Raw genomic sequence first — 17,847 nt, 5'->3', positions numbered from 1 at the left:
GTCATGCAAACCGACTCTTTCCCGGGCGGCGCTTGCTCGGTCCCTCTGCCGGCGCGGGCCCACCTCCCCGCCGGATGGCGTGATGTGCCCGTCCTGGACATCGTGATCCCCGTCTACAACGAGGAGAAGGACCTGGGGCCGTGCGTGCTGCGCCTCCACGACCATCTCGTCCGCACCTTCCCCTACCCCTTCCGGATCACCGTCGCGGACAACGCGTCCACGGACCGCACCCCCGAGGTGGCGGCTCGGCTCGCGGCGGCGAGCGAAGAGGTCCGCTACACGCGGCTCGAACAGAAGGGGCGCGGACGGGCCCTGCGCGCCGTGTGGTCGGCCTCGGACGCCCCCGTCCTCGCCTACATGGACGTGGACCTGTCCACCGACCTGAACGCACTGCTCCCGCTGGTGGCGCCGCTGATCTCCGGTCACTCGGACCTGGCGATCGGCTCCCGGCTCGCGCGCAGCTCCCGCGTGGTGCGCGGCCCCAAGCGGGAGTTCATCTCGCGCGGCTACAACCTCATCCTGCGCGGTTCGCTCCAGGCCCGCTTCTCCGACGCCCAGTGCGGGTTCAAGGCGATCAGGGGCGACGTGGCGGGGGTGCTGCTGCCGCTGGTCGAGGACACCGGATGGTTCTTCGACACCGAGATGCTGGTGCTCGCCGAGCGCGCCGGGCTGCGCATCCACGAGGTGCCGGTCGACTGGGTCGACGACCCCGACTCGACGGTCCACCTGGTGCGGACGGCCACGGACGACCTCAAGGGCGTGTGGCGGGTCGGGCGCGCCCTCGCGGCCGGCGCGCTGCCGCTGGACCGCCTCGCGCGCCCCTTCGGGGACGACCCGCGCGACCGGCAGCTGACCGGCGTGCCCGGCGGACTCGCCCGCCAGCTGGTCGGCTTCTGCGTGGTCGGCGCGCTCTCCACGCTCTTCTATCTGCTCCTGTACTCCGGCTTCCGTACGTTCGCGGGCTCGCAGGTGGCCAACGCGCTCGCCCTGCTCGTCTCGGCGGTCGCCAACACGGCCGCCAACCGCAGGCTGACCTTCGGGGTGCGCGGCCGGGACCGCGCGATGCGGCACCAGGCGCAGGGCCTGGTGGTGTTCGGCATCGGACTCGCCCTCACCAGCGGCTCGCTGGCCGCGCTCGGCGCCGCGTCGGGCTCCCCGTCCCACTCCACGGAACTGGCGGTCCTGATAGCCGCCAACCTCGCGGCGACCGTGCTGCGGTTCCTGCTCCTGCGCGCCTGGGTGTTCCCGGAGCGCCGCGCCGACGCGGCACCGCCCGGCGCCCCGTCCTCGTACGAGCCCCCTTACGCACACGATCCGAGGAACGCACGATGACGACGACTTCCCACGTGCCCGCCCCGCCCCCGGCGCCGCCGCTCGCGGCACCGGGCGAGCGGGCCCACCGGTCACCGCGCACCCTGCCCGCGCGGCTCTGGCACGGCCGCCACGACGACCCGCGCTGGGCGCGCCCCGCCTTCCTGGGGCTGCTGCTCGCGACCGCGGTCCTGTACTTCTGGAACCTCAGCGCGTCCGGTTACGCCAACTCCTTCTACTCCGCGGCCGTCCAGGCGGGCAGCCAGAGCTGGAAGGCGATGTTCTTCGGCTCGCTCGACGCGGGCAACGCGATCACCGTCGACAAGCCCCCGGCCTCCCTCTGGCCGATGGCGCTCTCCGTACGCCTCTTCGGGCTCAACTCCTGGGCGATCCTTGCCCCGCAGGTGCTCATGGGGGTCGCGACGGTCGGTGTCCTGTACGCCGCCGTGCGCCGCCGCTTCAACCCGGCGGCCGGGCTGATCGCGGGCGCGGTGCTGGCGCTGACGCCCGTCGCCGCGCTGATGTTCCGGTTCAACAACCCGGACGCGCTGCTCGCGCTCCTGATGACCGTCACCGTGTACTGCGTCCTGCGCGCCCTGGAGCACGGCCGCACCAAGTGGCTGGTGTGGGCGGGCGTCGCGGTCGGCCTAGCGTTCCTGGCCAAGACGCTCCAGGCGTTCCTGATCCTGCCGCCGCTCGCGGTCCTGTACGCGGTGTGCGCGCCCGTGCGGCTGCGCAAGCGCTTCGGCCAGCTCGCCCTCTCCGGGCTCGCGATGATCGTGGCCGGCGGCTGGTGGGTGGCGATCGTGGAGCTGTGGCCCGCGTCCTCGCGGCCGTACATCGGCGGCTCGCAGAACAACTCCTTCCTTGAACTGACCTTCGGCTACAACGGCCTCGGCCGCATCAACGGCGAGGAGACCGGCAGCGTCGGCGGCGGTGGCGGCCCGGGCGGTGGCGGTGGCGGCGGCCAGTGGGGCGAGACCGGGCTCGGGCGGATGTTCAACTCCGAGGTCGGCAGCCAGATCTCCTGGCTGCTCCCGGCCGCGCTGATCCTGCTCGTCGGCGGCATCGTCCTCACCTGGAGCGCCCGCAGGACCGACACCGTGCGCGCGGCGTTCGTGGCGTGGGGCAGCGCTCTCCTGATGACGGCGGGCGTCTTCAGCTTCATGGCGGGGATCTTCCACCAGTACTACACGGTCGCCCTCGCCCCCTACATCGCGGCGCTGATCGGCATGGGCGCCACGGTCCTGTGGGAGGAGCGGGCCAAGTGGTGGGCGGGCGCGCTGCTCGGCGTGAGCGTCGCGGGCACGGCCTGGTGGGGGTACGTCCTGCTGGGGCGCACCCCCGATTACCTTCCCTGGCTGCGCTGGGCGGTGCTCGTCGCCGGCTTGGCGGGGGCGCTCGGCCTGCTGCTCGCGGCGCGGCTCGGGCGCCGACTCGCCCTCGCGGCGGTCGGCCTGAGCCTGGCCGCCTCGGTGGCGGGGCCGGTCGCGTACACGCTCTCCACGGTGAACAGCGCGCACACCGGGTCGATCGTGACCGCGGGTCCCGCTTCGGCGGGGCGGATGGGCGGCGGCCCCGGCGGGGGCGGTCCCGGCGGAGGCGGCGGAATGCAGCCGCCCACCGGGGGCCGGAACGGCGGCGGCATGGGACAGCCCCCGGGCCAGAACGGCCAGACCGGTCAGTCGCAGAACGGCCCCTCGCAGAAGGGGCAGACGGGCCAGCAGGGCCAGCAGGGCCAGCAGCCGGGCGGCATGCCCGGTGGCGGCATGCCCGGTGGTGGCATGGCCGAGCGCGGAGGCGGCGGGATGGGCGGGCTTCTCGACGGCGCCCAGGTCAGCGCCAAGGCGAAGAAGCTCCTGGCGGCGGACGCCGACGACTACACCTGGTCGGCGGCGGCCATCGGCTCGCAGAACGCCGCCAGCTACCAACTCGCCACCGGAGATCCGGTGATGGCGATCGGCGGCTTCAACGGCAGCGACCCGTCCCCGACCCTCGCCCAGTTCAAGCAGTACGTCGAGGAGGGAAAGATCCACTACTTCATCTCGGGCGGCGGCATGGGCGGCGGCATGGGAGGTGGGATGGGCGGCGACAGCGGCACCGGCTCCAAGATCAGCTCCTGGGTGGAGGACACCTTCGAGAAGGTCACGGTCGGCGGCGCGACCTTCTACGACCTGACCCGGCCCCAGAGCTGACGGCTCGCGCACGTCAGCGGCGCACGGAGGGGGCCGGCCGCATCCAGCGGCCGGCCCCCTCCGCCATGCGTCACGCCGCCCCGCCCCGCCCCGCCCTGCCGTGCGGCCATGCGGCCATCCCGCCGACAACCCTCTTGTACGGCGTATGAGAGATGCTCTACGGTGTATGTCACCGACCACACGTACACCGTATAAGCAGAAGGAGAGGGTATGACGGCAACGACGACCGCCGAGACCCCCGCCACCCCCCAAGGGCACCCCCAGCGCTGGCTGATCCTGGGTGTCATCTGCCTGGCCCAGCTCACCGTCCTCCTGGACAACACCGTCCTGAACGTCGCCATCCCCTCCCTCACCGAGGAGCTGGACGCGTCCACGGCCGACATCCAGTGGATGATCAACGCCTACTCGCTCGTCCAGTCCGGCCTCCTGCTCACCGCGGGCAGCGCCGCCGACCGCTACGGCCGCAAGAAGATGCTCACCGCGGGCCTGGCCCTCTTCGGCATCGGCTCGCTCGTCGCGGGGCTCGCCCAGTCGTCGGCGCAGCTCATCGCCGCGCGGGCCGGGATGGGCATCGGGGGCGCGCTCCTGATCACCACCACGCTCGCCGTGATCGTGCAGATCTTCGACGACACCGAGCGGATGAAGGCGATCGGCCTCTGGTCGACCGTCAACTCCCTCGGCTTCGCCGTCGGCCCGCTGATGGGCGGGGTCATGCTCAACCACTTCTGGTGGGGCGCGATCTTCCTGATCAACATCCCCGTCGTGATCGTCGCGCTCGCCGCCGTCGTCAAACTGGTCCCGGAGTCCAAGAACCGGCAGGGCGACCGCCCCGACCTGCTCGGCGCACTGCTCTCCACCATCGGCATGGCCTCGGTCGTGTACGCGATCATCTCCGGCCCCGAGCACGGCTGGACGTCCGCCCAGGTCCTGGTGGCGGCCGCGGTGGGCGTCGTGGTCCTCGGCGTCTTCGTCGTCTGGGAGCTGCGCATCCCGTACCCGATGCTGGACATGCACTTCTTCCGCAACCAGAAGTTCATCGGCGCCGTCGCGGGCGCCATCCTGGTCGCCTTCGGCATGGGCGGCTCGCTGTTCCTGCTCACCCAGCACCTCCAGTTCGTCCTCGGCTACGAGCCGTTGGAGGCGGGCCTGCGCACGGCGCCCCTCGCGGTCACCGTCGTCGCGCTCAACCTCACCGGCCTGGGCGCGCGGCTCCTGAAGAAGACGAGCACGCCCGCCACGATCGCCATCGGCATGGCGCTGCTCTCCGCGGGCCTCGCCGCGATCGCCATGCTCGGCGGCGACAACTACGGCGGGATGCTGGCCGGTCTCATCGTGATGGGCGCGGGCATCGCGCTCGCCATGCCCGCCATGGCCAACGCGATCATGAGCGCGATCCCGCCGGAGAAGGCGGGCGTGGGCGCGGGCGTCAACGGCACGCTCGCGGAGTTCGGCAACGGTCTGGGCGTGGCCGTCCTCGGCGCTGTCCTGAACTCACGCTTCGCCTCGCTCGTCACCGTCTCCGCGGTCTCGCTGCCCGCCGCGCTGGCCGCCGCGGGCTCGGACGCCGAACGGGCGCGGATCTCCGACGCGTTCTCCTCGGGTCTGGAGACCAGTCAGCTGGTGGGCGCGGTGGCCGTGCTGCTCGGGGGCATGCTGGCGGCCGCGTTGCTGAAGCGTGCGGAGAGGGCAGACTCTGCCAAGGCGGACCAGGCCACGGCGTCCGCATAGCATCGACGGGTGGGTGGCGGACTGGCCAATTCCGGTCTGTCGCCCGCCCGGGACCACCGGTATCGGTACAAGAGCTCAGGACCAGGAAGGTGCGCCATGGCGAAGGCAGCCGACCGCGCGAAGCGCCCCACGCGGACCAGCGTCTGGCTGGAGGGCAAGGCCCCCCGGAACGGCGCGGGCCGCAGGAGTGATCAGCCGTCGGGCCTGGACCGGGAGCGCATCACCGAGGCCACGGTCCGCCTCCTGGACGAGGAGGGCCTCGCCAAGTTCTCCATGCGGCGCCTGGCCGCGGACCTGAACGTCACGGCCATGTCCGTGTACTGGTACGTCGACACCAAGGACGACCTCCTCGAACTGGCCCTGGACGCGGCCGCGGGGGAGATGGCCGTGCCGGACCCGGGTTCGGTCACGCCCGACCGCTGGCGTCAGACGCTGCGCGAACTGGCGCAGGAGTACCGGGCGTTGCTGGTCCGGCACGCCTGGGTGTCACCGCTGATCGGCAACTTCCTCAACATCGGGCCGAACTGGATCAGGTTCTCGCTGGGCGTGCAGGAAGTGGTCCGCGGGACCGGCCTGCCCACGGAGAAGCAGGCGGGCGCGATCGCCGCGGTCTTCCAGTTCGTGTACGGATTCGGCACGGTGCAGGGGCACTACATCGCGCGGTGCACCGCGGCCGGGCTCACTCCCGAGGAGTACTTCAAGGAGGCCATGGGGGCGGTCAGCGACCACCCGGAGCTTGAGGAGACCCTGCACAGCTCCGCCGATCTGATGGAGGCGCGGGGCGGGTCCACGGTCGAGGAGATGTGGGAGCTGGACTTCAAGGTCGCCCTCGATCTCCTTGTCGCGGGGATCGAGGCGACCTTGTAGGGGCTTGCCGGTTCTCTGGTTACGCCTTGGCCGGCGGGAAGCCGCCCGTGGCCACCGGGCCCCAGCGCTCCGGAGTGATCCGGATGAGGGACTTGCCCTGCTTCACCATCGCCTCGCGGTACTCGTCCCAGTCCGGGTGCTCGCCGGAGATGTTCCGGAAGTACTCGACGAGGGGCTCCACCGACTCGGGGGAGTCGATGACCTCCGCCGTCCCGTCGATCTGCACCCAGGGGCCGTTCCACTCGTCGCTCAGGACGAGGATGCTCACCCGCGGATTCCGCTTGGCGTTCCGCGTCTTGGCCCGCTCCGGGTACGTGGACACCACGATCCGCCCGGAGTCGTCGACCCCGCAGGTCAGGGGGGAGCCCTGCGGGGATCCGTCACCACGGGCGGTGAGCAGGACCGCCCGGTGCCGGGGCCGGACGAAGTCCAGCAACTCGTCGATCGTGACGGTGGTGTTGGTCGCGACGTTGGATGCCATGCCCGGCACCCTACGCCGCTCCCCTGCCCGGCCCGCCCAGGCCCGCCCAGGCCCGCCTAGACCCGCCCAGGCCCGCCTAGACCTGCGGGAGGCTCTCCCCCTGGACCGCCTGGACGTCCAGCTCCACCCGGAGCGTCGTGCCGATCGCCGAGATCCCCGCCTGCACCACCTGGTTGTAGTTCATGGCGAAGTCCTCCCGGCGCAGCTCGGCCGTGGCCCGGAAGGCCGCGCGCGTCCCGCCCCAGGGGTCGGCGCCGGTGCCGAGGTAGCTCAGGTCCAGGTCCACCGGGCGTACGACGCCGTGCATCTGGAGTTCGCCGTGGACCGTCCAGCGGTCGGGACCGGCGGGCGTGAGACCCGTCGACCGGTAGGTGAGCTCCGGGTACTGGTCGACGTCCAGGAAGTCGGGCGACTTCAGATGGCCGTCCCGCATGCCGTTGCCGGTGTCGATGGACGCCGACCTGATGACGGCCTCGACGCGCGACTTCTCCACGTCCTCGGCGATCTCCACCCGCCCGCCGAACTCCGTGAACCGGCCGTGCACGCTGGTGATCCCCAGGTGCTGGGCGGTGGCGCCCACCGTCGAGTGCGCCGGGTCGATGGTCCACGGCCCGGGCGGCGGCAGCTCCGTGCCGCCCTGCCGGGCCAGGACGACGTTGCCGACCTCGGCACGGCCGCTGGCCGTGACGAGCGCGGTCGAGGCCACGGGGGCGTAGCCGACCGCCGTGACGATCACGGTGTACGGGCCCGGCGTCAGGTCCGTGGCGTCGCGTACGGCACCGTCCTGGTCCGCCGCGGCCCGCAGCACCTGCGTACCGGTCATGTCGGTGAGGGTGACGACGGCGTGGGATACCGCCCATCCGTCCCGCGTCCGGATCCGAGCGCTCAGTGCCATCCCGTTTTCTCCTTGCCAAAGCTGAAAAGCCAAAAAGCTCAAAAAGAGTGCGGCCCCCGGCGGCGGTGACACGGCCGTCCCCTGCCGTGTACGTCACCACCGACCCGGGGGCCCTTTCCACAACCGGCCCGTGCGCGCGCATCCGCTCGAAGCGCGCGCACGGGCCGGGGTCGGTCACTCGCCCGGGTGGGCGAGCTCGATGTCGTGGTCGCCGACACCTTCACCCGCGACGGTCAGGCCGGTCGCCACCGGCGGGTAGCCGGTCGCGATGACGGTGTACTCGCCGCTGTCCAGGTCGGTGAAGGCGTAGGCGCCGTCGGACCCGGTGGTGGCGGAGGCCACGACGTTGCCCGCCGCGTCCACCAGCGTGACCCGTGCGTCGTTCAGCGGGCCGCCCTTGGCGCGCACGGTGCCGAGCACCTGTGCGCCGGAGTTCAGCTCGACCTCGACCCGGGTGACGCCGACCGCGCCGACCTCGACGGGCAGCGCCATCGGGCGGTGGCCCGCGGCGTTCACCGCGATGGTGACCTGGCCGGGGACCAGCTCGGCGAAGGTGAACTCGCCCTGCTCGCCGGTGAGCCCGGTGGCCAGGACGTCGCCTCGCACGTCGGTCACGATGACCATGGCGCCGGCGACCGGCAGCTTGCCGTCGGTGGCCCGCACCACACCGCTGAGGCCGCTCGTGCCGCTCAGCAGGATGTCGTAGTTCAGGGCCTCGTCGGAGACGACGACCGTGGAGGCCTGCGGCTGGAAGCCGTCGGCCGACGCGATCAGGACGTACGAGCCGGCGCCGGGGGCGTCGACCGCGTAGGACCCGTCGCCCTGCGCGACCGCACGGCCCAGCTGCCGTCCCCCGAGGGAGATCAGCGTGACCGCGGCCCGCGGGACCGGAGTGCTCTCGGCGCCGCGGACGAAGCCGTGGACCGGAGTGCCGCCGGTGGTCTGCGGCGGTGCGTCACCGGCGGCCGACGAGGCGACGGCGGCGAGCCGCTGCGTGCCGTCGGGGCCCGCTTCGGTGTGCGCGCCGACGGAGGCCAGGACCGGCTGCTCGGCGGTGGTGGCGGTGGCGGCCGCGGGGGAGGCGGCCGGCGTCTGGGACGCCTCGGCTGCCTGGGCGAGCCCACCCGAGGTACGCAACGGGACCTCCTTGATGAAGATCGTGATCAGGAAGGCGAGGAACGCCAGCGGGGCGGCGATCAGGAAGACGTCGGCGATGCCGTGCCCGTAGGCGCTCTCCATGACCGTGCGGAGCGGGGCCGGGAGCTTGTCCAGGTCCGGAATGCCGCCGCCACCGGTGCCGCCGTGGCCCATCTGGGCGGCCTTCGGGCCGAGGTCGGCGAGGCCGTCCTTCACGTAGTGGGTGATGCGGGTCGACATCACGGCGCCGAGCGCCGAGACGCCGATGGCGCCACCGAGGGAACGGAAGAAGGTGACGACGGAGCTCGCGGCGCCGAGGTCCTGGGGAGCGACCTGGTTCTGCGTGGCGAGCACGAGGTTCTGCATCATCATGCCGATGCCGAGACCCATGAGCGCCATGTAGATCGCGATGTGCCAGTACTCGGTGTCGTAGCGCATCGTGCCGAGCAGGCCGAGGCCCGCGGTCAGGAGCGCACCGCCGGAGACCAGCCAGGCCTTCCACTTGCCGGTCTTGGTGATGATCTGGCCCGAGACCGTCGAGGAGATGAACAGGCCGCCGATCATCGGGATCGTCATGACACCGGACATCGTCGGCGACTTGTCGCGCGCCAGCTGGAAGTACTGGCTGAAGAACACCGTGCCCGCGAACATGCCGACACCCACGAAGAGCGAGGCCAGCGAGGCGAGGGTGATGGTGCGGTTGCGGAAGAGGCGCAGCGGGATGATCGGCTCGCTGGCCTTGGACTCCACGAGCAGGAAGAGCAGGCCGAGGACGATCGAACCGCCGACCATGACGCCGGTCTGCCAGGACATCCAGTCGTACTTGTCGCCCGCGAAGGTCACCCAGACCAGGAGCAGGCAGACGGCCGCCGTGATGAAGAAGGCGCCGCCCCAGTCGACCTTGACGTCCCGCTTCACGACGGGGAGCTTCAGGGTCTTCTGGAGGACGATCAGGGCGATGATCGCGAAGGGCACGCCGACGTAGAAGCACCAGCGCCAGCCGAGCCACGACGTGTCGGTGATGACGCCGCCGAGCAGCGGGCCGCCGACGGTGGCCACGGCGAAGGTCGCGCCGAGGTAGCCGGAGTACCGGCCGCGCTCACGCGGGGAGATCATCGCGGCCATCACGATCTGCGCGAGGGCGGAGAGACCGCCCACGCCGATGCCCTGCACGACGCGGCAGGCGATCAGCATCTCGGGGCTCTGCGAGAGACCCGCGACGATCGAACCGCCGACGTAGATGATCAGGGCTATCTGGACCAGGGCCTTCTTGCTGAAGAGGTCCGACAGCTTGCCCCACAGGGGCGTGGTCGCCGTCATCGCCAGGAGCGACGCGGTGACGACCCAGGTGTAGGCGGACTGGCCGCCGCCCAGGTCGCCGATGATTTCGGGCAGGGCGTTGGAGACGATCGTCGACGACAGGATCGCGACGAACATGCCGAGCAGCAGGCCGGAAAGGGCCTCCATGATCTGGCGGTGCGTCATCGGAGCGTTCTCGTCGTGCGACGCTCCGTGCTTGGCGTGGCTGCCCCGCACACCGGATGGTGTGGTTGTTGCCATGGGCTTCCTCTTCGTTACGCGGGTGTACGGGTGGTCTCTTCGAAGGGGAGCCGGGCCGAAGCCGCACGGCAGTCCCCGAAGCTGTCGCGCAGGCGCGCGAGCAGCGTGCTGAGCTGGACGACCTCGTCGTCTGACCAGTCATGCAAGTAGTGGGTGAGTGTCCTGATGGACAGGTCGGACAGCTCGGTGACCTTGGCCTTGCCCTCGGGGGTGAGGCGCAGGATCCGGGAGCGCTTGTCGGCGGGGTCGGGATCCCGGTGGATCCACTCCTTCTCGGCGACATGGGCCACGTGGCGACTGGTCACCGACATGTCCACGGCGAGCAGCTCCGCGAGCCTGCTCATCCGCATCTCTCCGTGCCGGTCGAGCAGGATGAGTACGGCGGCCGACCCTCCGGGGCAGTCGTGCGGCAGACCTCTGCCGAGGCCACGCTTCACGGCACCGATGGCGCTGAGCTGTCGGGCCAGCTCCTCGTAATGACGCTGCGCGGCCACGGCACCTCCTATGTTGTTGCTTAGGGCAACGATAGAGACAGTTGGTTGCCGCAGGCAAACTAAAACTGGACCAACGCCCTAAAGAGTCGGCAAAGGTCTGGGACCCTGCTCGTAAAGTCCGTGGTCAGCGGGGGTTGGGCCGACCCCCAGGTGTTCGCTAGGGTCCTGCGCTATGGCACACAACCCCCAGGGCCCCCAGAACACCCCCGACCCGGCCGGCAGCACGCAGATGTTCCGCGCCTTCGTCGACGAGTCCCCGCAGGGCGGCCGAGCCCAGCAACCGGCCACGGCGTCCGCAGGACCGCGCATCGGCCTGATCATCGGCGTCGTGCTCGCGATCGCCGTGGTGGCGGGGGTGGCCTGGCTGGCGTTCAAGTAGGAAGCCGCACGGGCGGCAGGTCCGCGGTCGAAGGACTTGCGGTCGGAAGATCCGCGGTCGAAGGGTCTGCGGCCGGCAGGTTCGCGGTCGAAGGAGTCGCGGTCGAAAGACCCGCAGTCGCAAGCCCCGCGGTCGAAGAGCCCGCAGTCGAAGGACTCGCTACTTCCACTTGACGGAGACGTCCTGCGTCTCCACGTGCATCCCCAGCGGCACCCGCCAGGCTTCGACGCAGACGGTCCAGGTCTTCCGCACGGTCTTCCCCGCGCCGATGGGCGCGGGGAGCTTCCGGGTGGACTCGATCGTCGCCCAGTCCACGCCGAGCGCCCCGATGACGTGCGTCCCGAAGGTGACCGTGCCCGAATCCACCGGTGAGCCACCGGTGTTGCGGAAGGCGACGGTCACTTTCTCGCACCAGCGGTCGGCCGCGGGCTTGCGCTGCGGGTCGCCGACGCTGAGCTTCGCGGGCCCGCTCGGGCCCGTGCCGGAGCCGCCGCCGGGCGCGGAGGGGGTGCTGCCGCCTCCGCTCTCCGGGCTTCCCGTCGGGCCGCTTCCCGAACTTCCCGAATGTCCCGAACTTCCCTCCGTACGGCCGGGCTTGGTGCCGTCGGCCGATGAGCCGGTGCCGTCCGGCGTGCCGGGCGTGTCCGAACCAGCCTTGCTGCCCGGCGACTTGGCGGCCGGACCGGCCGAGGAGTCGCCCGCGCCGTCCGAGGCGTCGTCGGCGCCGGGTCCGGACGGCCCGGAACCGCTGCCCTTGCCGTCGCCGTCCTCGCCGCCCTTGCCGGAGGGCGAGGCGCCGTCCAGCGGTACGAGCTCCACGTCGCCGGTGGGCGCGACCGCCTTGCCCGATGCCCCCTCGGGGCTCGCGGCGGCCGGACCGGTGGCCACATAGCCGTCGCCGTCCTCGCTGCCGCACGCCGCCAGCAGGCCGCCCAGACACAGGACGGCCGTGGACGCACCCAGTACGTTCCGCATGCCACGTCGCATCGCGCCAGTGTGGCTGACGGGTCGTCAATTAGGAACCCCGTCAGCAACACCGGGCGCCCTGCGTACCGTTGGCGCCGGGCGAGGCCCGGGTCAGTCGGCGATGAGCCCTTCCCGGAGCTGCGACAGCGTCCGCGTGAGCAGCCGTGAGACGTGCATCTGCGAGATGCCGACCTCTTCGCCGATCTGCGACTGCGTCATGTTCGCGAAGAAGCGCAGCATGATGATGCGGCGCTCGCGCGGCGGCAGCTTGGCGAGCAGCGGCTTGAGCGACTCGCGGTACTCGACGCCCTCCAGGGCGCTGTCCTCGTACCCCAGGCGGTCCGCGAGGGAGCCCTCGCCGCCGTCGTCCTCGGGGGCCGGGGAGTCGAGCGAGGAGGCGGTGTACGCGTTCCCGACGGCCAGGCCGTCGACCACGTCCTCCTCGGAGACCCCGAGCGCCTTGGCGAGTTCGGGGACGGTCGGCGAGCGGTCCAGGCGCTGCGCCAGCTCGTCGCTCGTCTTCGTCAGGGCGAGCCGCAGCTCCTGGAGGCGGCGCGGGACGCGCACCGACCAACTCGTGTCGCGGAAGAAGCGCTTGATCTCACCGACGACCGTCGGCATCGCGAACGTCGGGAATTCCACGCCCCGTTCGCAGTCGAAGCGGTCGATCGCCTTGATCAGGCCGATCGTGCCGACCTGGACGATGTCCTCCATGGGTTCGTTCCGGCTGCGGAAGCGCGCGGCGGCGTACCGGACGAGGGGGAGGTTGAGCTCGATCAGCGTGTCTCTGACGTAGACACGCTCCGGGCTGTCCTGGTCGAGTGCGGCGAGCCGCAGGAACAGGGAGCGGGACAGGGTGCGGGTGTCGATGGCTCCGGAAGGACCGGAAACTACTGGACTCACAAGCGCGTCGGGCGCTGATTCGCTCTTCGTGAGCGTGAGCACCTTCGAGCTGCCCTGGTCTGCGGACATGCCACCCCCTTGAGGTCGCGGACGGTCACGGCGGACGCTCCCGTCGGAGGAACGCAGCCTCCACCTGAATACCGGAAGGTGAGCTGCGGCAAACGCGGTTCCAGCAGAATGTCACATGTCGGCAACACGCTGTAGTTACATGTCGACAAAGAAGGGTGACATCGATGCAGGAAAGAGGGGGTCTGCGGCATTTTCGTGCGCGAGATCGTCGGGAACCGTCTTCCGAGCAGTCCACTCGATACGGTTACGCCTCGATACGGTTTGCGGATCGAAGTCGCGCGAAGCTTCTGGCCAGCAGTCTTGACACATGCATCTGGGAAACGCCCAATTCGGCGCTGATCTGTGATTGCGTCAGATTGCTGTAGTAGCGCAGCAGCAGGATGCGCTGTTCGCGCTCGGGCAGCTGGACGAGCAGATGCCGGACGAGGTCGCGGTGCTCGACGCCGTCGAGGGCGGGGTCCTCGTAGCCGAGCCGGTCGAGGAGCCCCGGCAGCCCGTCGCCCTCCTGGGCCGCCTCCAACGACGTTGCGTGGTAGGACCGTCCGGCCTCGATGCAGGCCAGGACCTCCTCCTCGGTGATCCGGAGCCGCTCGGCGATCTCCGCGGTCGTGGGCGAGCGCCCGAACGCCGTGGTGAGGTCCTCGGTGGCCCCGGTGACCTGCACCCACAGCTCGTGAAGGCGGCGCGGCACATGGACCGTTCGCACGTTGTCGCGGAAGTACCGCTTGATCTCGCCGACCACGGTGGGCATCGCGAAGGTCGGGAACTGCACACCGCGCTCGGGGTCGAAGCGGTCGATGGCGTTGATCAGGCCGATCGTGCCGACCTGGACGACGTCCTCCATCGGTTCGTTGCGGCTGCGGAAGCGCGCGGCGGCGTACCGCACCAGCGGCAGATTGGCCTCGATGAGCGCACCGCGGACGCGGCCGTGCTCGGGGCTGCCCGGTTCGAGCCCCTTCAGCTCGCCGAAGAGGACCTGCGTCAGGGCCCTGGTGTCGGCGCCCCTGCTGCTCGGTGGGCGCGGCGCGGTGTCCTGGAGGCCCGGCGCGCTCGGCGGGGCGGGGCTGCTCGCCTGTGGGGTCACGGGTGGTGCTTCGGGCGCAGTACTGGCCGGCACGGTCAACGCCACCCCTTCTCGGTCAAGCTCAGTCAAGTCCTGTCGAGCTCAGTCATGATCAGCCGACCCTGGTCAACTCATCCGTCAAAAGCGGTCATAGCATCACAAGACATGTGCACTGTGTGCAAGCACCCGATAACTACGTGTTGAGGGGCAAGTTGGGCCATAAGACGCAGAAAAGCCCCTCACCGTTGCGGTGAGGGGCCACTTCGCGCGGGGCTTCGCGGGGGCTGTGCGGGGCCTGTGCGGCCGGGCGGCTAGAACTCGTAGTCGGCGATCACCCACGTGGCGAACTCGCGCCACAGGGCCACGCCCGCCTGGTGGGCCGGGTGCTCGATGTACCGCTTCAGCGCATCGGTGTCCTCGACCGCCGAGTTGATGGCGAAGTCGTACGCGATGGGCCGGTCGGTGATGTTCCAGTCGCACTCCCAGAACGCGAGGTCCGGGATCTGCTCGCCGAGCGCGCGGAAAGCCTTGACGCCCTCGACGACGCGCGGCTCGTCGCGCTCCACGCCGTCGTTGAGCTTGAAGAGGACCAGATGGCGGATCATGCGCACTCCTGGGAAGCGGGGAGAGGAGGGTGGGGACGGCGGCACGAGCCGCTCAGTCCTTGCCTCCGTTGGCGACCCACGTCATGAAGTCACCGATGCTCTGAGCGGCGTCCGAAACCGCCTCGAAGCCTATCTGGACGTAGTCGGCGGCCTTGGCGGGATCAGTGATGATCACGTAGAGCATGAAGACCACGACGGCGAAGAGCCCGATCTTTTTCCACTGCACCGCCATGCTCTCGGCCTCCCCTTGCCCGCTGCGCCCTGTGGCCCCTGTGACGGCGGTGAGTCTAACCCGGCCCGTGCTCACAAGGTCTTTAAGGACCAACGGCCCGGCAGCACAGGCCCTTTGCCGCGCCGTTCCGAGTGGCGCGCGGAGCAGGATGGTGGTGTGCCCCAGCGGATCTGGCAGGAATCCGCGGGCAAGGGACTGGCCCCACTGCGGGGCCGCGCACCGTCCGCTTCCCCCGGATGACGGTGCCGGCCGAGGGTTCCAGTCCTCATCGGGGGGAGTGGCTTGTCCCCCCGATGCCGCTCCCCCCGTCCAAGCGGGACGAAAGCCCCGGTGCCTTCACGGCGCCGGGGCTCTTCGCGTGCGCGGCCCTTTCGGTCCGGCAAGGGCCCGGCACGGGTCCGGCACAGGAACGACGAAGGCCCCGTCCTCGCGGACGGGGCCTTCGCATCAAGAGCGGTAGCGGTGGGATTTGAACCCACGGTGAGTCTCCCCACACTCGCTTTCGAGGCGAGCTCCTTCGGCCGCTCGGACACGCTACCGAGAGGAACTCTAGCCCAAAGAGGCCCGTGGTCAGAAATCCGTTTCCCGGGGGCCGCCGGGCACGGGGTTCAGCGCCCCCGGAAGAAGCGCGTGAGCAGCCCGGCGGCCTCCTCGGCGAGGACGCCCTCGATCACTTCCGGGCGGTGGTTGAGCCGTCTGTCGCGGACCACGTCCCAGACGGAGCCCGTGGCGCCCGCCTTCTCGTCACGTGCCCCGTAGACGACCCGGTCGACCCGGGACTGGACCAGGGCGCCCGCGCACATCGTGCAGGGCTCCAGGGTCACCACCAGCGTGCAGCCGGTCAGCCGCCACCGGCCGAGCGCCGCCGCGGCCCGGCGGACGGCGAGCACCTCCGCGTGCGCGGTGGGGTCGCCGGTCGCCTCGCGTTCGTTGTGGCCCGCCGCGAGGACCGTCGTGCCGTCCGGGGACAGCACGACGGCGCCGACGGGCACGTCGCCGCCCCGGACGGCCAGTTCGGCCTCGGCCAGGGCGAGCCGCATGGCGGCCCGCCAGCGGTCGCGTACGGGATCGGGTGCTGTTTCGCGTGCTGGTTCAGGTGCTGTTTCGGTTGATGCTTCGGTTGCTGCTTCGGTCTCGGGTGGGGTGATGTGGTCGTTCCGGTCGGTCACACCGGGAACCTAGCGGACCGTTTCGAGCACCTCCGCCGCCCCGAGGATCTCGGCGATGTCGCTGAGCGCGTCACCGGGCTCCAGGCCGAGCAGCTCCTTCTCGGGCACCCCGAGATCGGTCAGGAGCTCCGAGTCGCCGAGGGGTCCCGCGGGCACCGCTTCGCCCGAGGCGCCCCCCGTGTCGTCGTCGGCGGTGTCGGGGGCGGCGTCGGGGCCGGCGGGTTCGCCGTCCTCCGTGCCGTCCAGGTCGAGGGCGTCCAGATCGACGCCCGGATCGTCGGTGCCCGGCTCGCGGCCGAGCATCTCGTCGGTGAGCAGGATCTCGCCGTACGAACTCCGGGCGGCCGCGGCCGCGTCCGAGACGTAGATACGAGGGTCCTCCTCACCGTCCACACGGACGACGCCGAACCAGGCGCCTTCCTGTTCGATGAAGACGAGGACGGTGTCGTCCTCAGCGCTGCCGGCCGTGGCCTCGCGGGCCAGGTCGGTCAGATCCGACAGGGTCTCCACATCGTCGAGCTCCGTGTCGCTCGCTTCCCACCCGTCTTCGGTGCGCGCGAGCAGTGCGGCGAAGTACACCGTGACTCTCCCACTGGTCATAGACAGTGCCGGTTGACGGTTGGGTGTCCCCCCGGCGAGTTCGGGGAGCGGGGGAGTTGCTGTTCCAAGCCCCGCCCACTCGGAATCGTGGCAGAAACCACGGCTCTAGGAGAGGTCTTCCGCCCGCTGTGTCCGCGTCGCGTTTCCCGGACGCCTCCCCGACGCCTGCCTGAGAGGTGGGCGCTACCAGCGGAACGTGCGCATGCGCATCTGCTGTCGCATGCGTGCCGCCCGGGCGCGGCGCGGCTTCACACGGTCGCGGAGCTCAAGGGCCTCGGCGCGTTCGCGGAGGAACTGGGCGCGCCGACGCCGGCGCTCCGCTTCGGTCTCGCGGTCCGGCTCTCGGCCGCCGGGCTCTCTGTCCGGCATGGGCAACACCACCCCAGGTCGTACGTCCACTTTCCCCCGTACGGCGGGTTTGATGCCAGCGCGGTCTCTTCCGGGGGCTCCCTCGCACGGTGGCGGGACGGCGGCGGAACCCGTGGTCACCGGGGAGTCCGGGCGGTCCCGGGCGCGGTTACTGTTGATGGCATGCGGATCCACGTCGTCGACCACCCGCTGGTGGCGCACAAACTCACCACGCTGCGCGACAAGCGCACCGACTCACCTACCTTCCGGCGCCTCGCCGACGAGCTGGTCACCCTGCTCGCGTACGAGGCCACCCGGGACGTGCGCACCGAGCAGGTCGACATCGAGACCCCGGTCACCCCGACGACCGGCGTCAAGCTGTCCTACCCGCGCCCCCTGGTCGTGCCGATCCTGCGTGCCGGGCTCGGCATGCTGGACGGCATGGTGCGGCTCCTGCCGACCGCCGAGGTGGGCTTCCTCGGGATGATCCGTGACGAGGAGACCCTCCAGGCGTCGACGTACGCGACCCGTATGCCGGAGGACCTCTCCGGGCGCCAGGTGTACGTCCTCGACCCGATGCTGGCCACCGGCGGCACGCTCGTGGCGGCCATCCAGGAACTGATCAAGCGCGGCGCCGACGACGTCACCGCCGTGGTGCTCCTGGCCGCGCCCGAGGGCGTCGAGGTCATGGAGCGCGAGCTCGCGGGCACGCCGGTGACGGTCGTGACGGCCTCGGTGGACGAGCGCCTGAACGAGAACGGCTACATCGTCCCGGGCCTCGGCGACGCCGGTGACCGGATGTACGGCAACGCGGAGTAGCAGCCGTACGGGACCGCGGAGCAGTG

18 protein-coding genes and 1 tRNA gene are annotated in these 17,847 nt (G+C 70.8%); 6 read left to right on the top strand and 13 right to left on the bottom strand.

All coding sequences use genetic code 11. The features are described 5' to 3' along the window. Window positions 1-3: 3 nt before the first annotated feature. The 4 genes from QBL25_RS21060 to QBL25_RS21045 all read left to right on the top strand — a co-directional run bounded on the left by QBL25_RS21060 (window position 4) and on the right by QBL25_RS21045 (window position 6,101). Window positions 4-1,332 (top strand): glycosyltransferase, encoded by a 1,329-nt coding sequence (locus tag QBL25_RS21060; RefSeq protein WP_409058574.1) that lies wholly within the window; start codon window positions 4-6, stop codon window positions 1,330-1,332. Continuing rightward, entirely contained in the window at window positions 1,329-3,506 is a 2,178-nt protein-coding gene (locus tag QBL25_RS21055) for an ArnT family glycosyltransferase (protein WP_409058573.1), read from the top strand. The genes QBL25_RS21060 and QBL25_RS21055 overlap by 4 nt, the downstream gene beginning before the upstream one ends. A gap of 210 nt (window positions 3,507-3,716) precedes the next feature. Beyond that, window positions 3,717-5,234: an MFS transporter gene (locus QBL25_RS21050; protein WP_409058572.1), complete on the top strand. Its 1,518-nt coding sequence runs from the start codon at window positions 3,717-3,719 to the stop codon at window positions 5,232-5,234. 96 nt (window positions 5,235-5,330) lie between these two features. Next, window positions 5,331-6,101, top strand: coding sequence for a TetR/AcrR family transcriptional regulator (locus tag QBL25_RS21045; RefSeq protein WP_409058571.1), 771 nt, complete (start codon window positions 5,331-5,333; stop codon window positions 6,099-6,101). A 19-nt stretch (window positions 6,102-6,120) separates the two neighbouring features. On the opposite strand, the gene QBL25_RS21040 is transcribed toward QBL25_RS21045, so the two are convergent. From QBL25_RS21040 to QBL25_RS21025, 4 genes are all read right to left on the bottom strand, one after another. Then, on the bottom strand, window positions 6,121-6,582 hold the full coding sequence (locus QBL25_RS21040; protein WP_409058570.1) for a PPOX class F420-dependent oxidoreductase: 462 nt from the start codon (window positions 6,580-6,582) through the stop codon (window positions 6,121-6,123). 76 nt (window positions 6,583-6,658) lie between these two features. Further along, window positions 6,659-7,477, bottom strand: coding sequence for a YceI family protein (locus QBL25_RS21035; RefSeq protein ID WP_409058569.1), 819 nt, complete (start codon window positions 7,475-7,477; stop codon window positions 6,659-6,661). 174 nt (window positions 7,478-7,651) lie between these two features. Continuing rightward, the gene (locus QBL25_RS21030; protein ID WP_409058568.1) at window positions 7,652-10,174 is read right to left on the bottom strand and encodes an MFS transporter; all 2,523 of its coding nucleotides are present in this window, start codon (window positions 10,172-10,174) and stop codon (window positions 7,652-7,654) included. A 14-nt stretch (window positions 10,175-10,188) separates the two neighbouring features. Next, window positions 10,189-10,668 carry a MarR family winged helix-turn-helix transcriptional regulator gene (locus QBL25_RS21025; protein ID WP_409058567.1) on the bottom strand — a complete coding sequence of 160 codons (480 nt, stop codon included), beginning with the start codon at window positions 10,666-10,668 and terminating at the stop codon, window positions 10,189-10,191. 172 nt (window positions 10,669-10,840) lie between these two features. Between QBL25_RS21025 and QBL25_RS21020 the strand changes: the two genes are divergently transcribed. After that, window positions 10,841-11,047, top strand: coding sequence for a hypothetical protein (locus QBL25_RS21020; RefSeq protein WP_409058566.1), 207 nt, complete (start codon window positions 10,841-10,843; stop codon window positions 11,045-11,047). A gap of 159 nt (window positions 11,048-11,206) precedes the next feature. Here the strand turns inward: QBL25_RS21020 and QBL25_RS21015 are convergent, their stop codons facing one another. From QBL25_RS21015 to QBL25_RS20975, 9 genes are all read right to left on the bottom strand, one after another. Beyond that, the gene (locus tag QBL25_RS21015; protein WP_409058565.1) at window positions 11,207-12,034 is read right to left on the bottom strand and encodes a hypothetical protein; all 828 of its coding nucleotides are present in this window, start codon (window positions 12,032-12,034) and stop codon (window positions 11,207-11,209) included. A gap of 90 nt (window positions 12,035-12,124) precedes the next feature. Next, complete coding sequence (locus QBL25_RS21010; RefSeq protein WP_409058564.1) at window positions 12,125-12,985, bottom strand: RNA polymerase sigma factor SigF; 861 nt, start codon at window positions 12,983-12,985, stop codon at window positions 12,125-12,127. A 244-nt stretch (window positions 12,986-13,229) separates the two neighbouring features. Then, window positions 13,230-14,102: an RNA polymerase sigma factor SigF gene (locus tag QBL25_RS21005; protein ID WP_409058563.1), complete on the bottom strand. Its 873-nt coding sequence runs from the start codon at window positions 14,100-14,102 to the stop codon at window positions 13,230-13,232. 257 nt (window positions 14,103-14,359) lie between these two features. After that, window positions 14,360-14,653 (bottom strand): Dabb family protein, encoded by a 294-nt coding sequence (locus QBL25_RS21000; RefSeq protein ID WP_344524501.1) that lies wholly within the window; start codon window positions 14,651-14,653, stop codon window positions 14,360-14,362. Window positions 14,654-14,705: 52 nt separating this feature from the next. After that, window positions 14,706-14,885 (bottom strand): hypothetical protein, encoded by a 180-nt coding sequence (locus QBL25_RS20995; protein ID WP_351167438.1) that lies wholly within the window; start codon window positions 14,883-14,885, stop codon window positions 14,706-14,708. A gap of 454 nt (window positions 14,886-15,339) precedes the next feature. Then, a tRNA-Ser gene (locus QBL25_RS20990) sits at window positions 15,340-15,424 on the bottom strand. Window positions 15,425-15,493: 69 nt separating this feature from the next. Next, a complete protein-coding gene (gene tadA, locus QBL25_RS20985) occupies window positions 15,494-15,925 on the bottom strand; it encodes a tRNA adenosine(34) deaminase TadA (protein WP_409062726.1) in 432 nt (143 codons plus the stop codon). A 138-nt stretch (window positions 15,926-16,063) separates the two neighbouring features. Continuing rightward, a complete protein-coding gene (locus QBL25_RS20980; RefSeq protein ID WP_409062725.1) occupies window positions 16,064-16,633 on the bottom strand; it encodes a hypothetical protein in 570 nt (189 codons plus the stop codon). Between the two features lie 204 nt (window positions 16,634-16,837). Further along, window positions 16,838-17,023 (bottom strand): hypothetical protein, encoded by a 186-nt coding sequence (locus QBL25_RS20975; protein WP_409058562.1) that lies wholly within the window; start codon window positions 17,021-17,023, stop codon window positions 16,838-16,840. 162 nt (window positions 17,024-17,185) lie between these two features. On the opposite strand from QBL25_RS20975, the gene upp reads away from it, so the two are divergent. Next, complete coding sequence (gene upp / locus QBL25_RS20970) at window positions 17,186-17,821, top strand: uracil phosphoribosyltransferase (protein WP_409058561.1); 636 nt, start codon at window positions 17,186-17,188, stop codon at window positions 17,819-17,821. Window positions 17,822-17,847: the final 26 nt, after the last annotated feature.

It is taken from the genome of Streptomyces sp. SYP-A7185, assembly GCF_046103685.1.
GTDB lineage: Bacteria > Actinomycetota > Actinomycetes > Streptomycetales > Streptomycetaceae > Streptomyces.
Note: the sequence above shows the minus strand (reverse complement) of the source record. Positions and strands in the feature narration are given on the sequence as shown.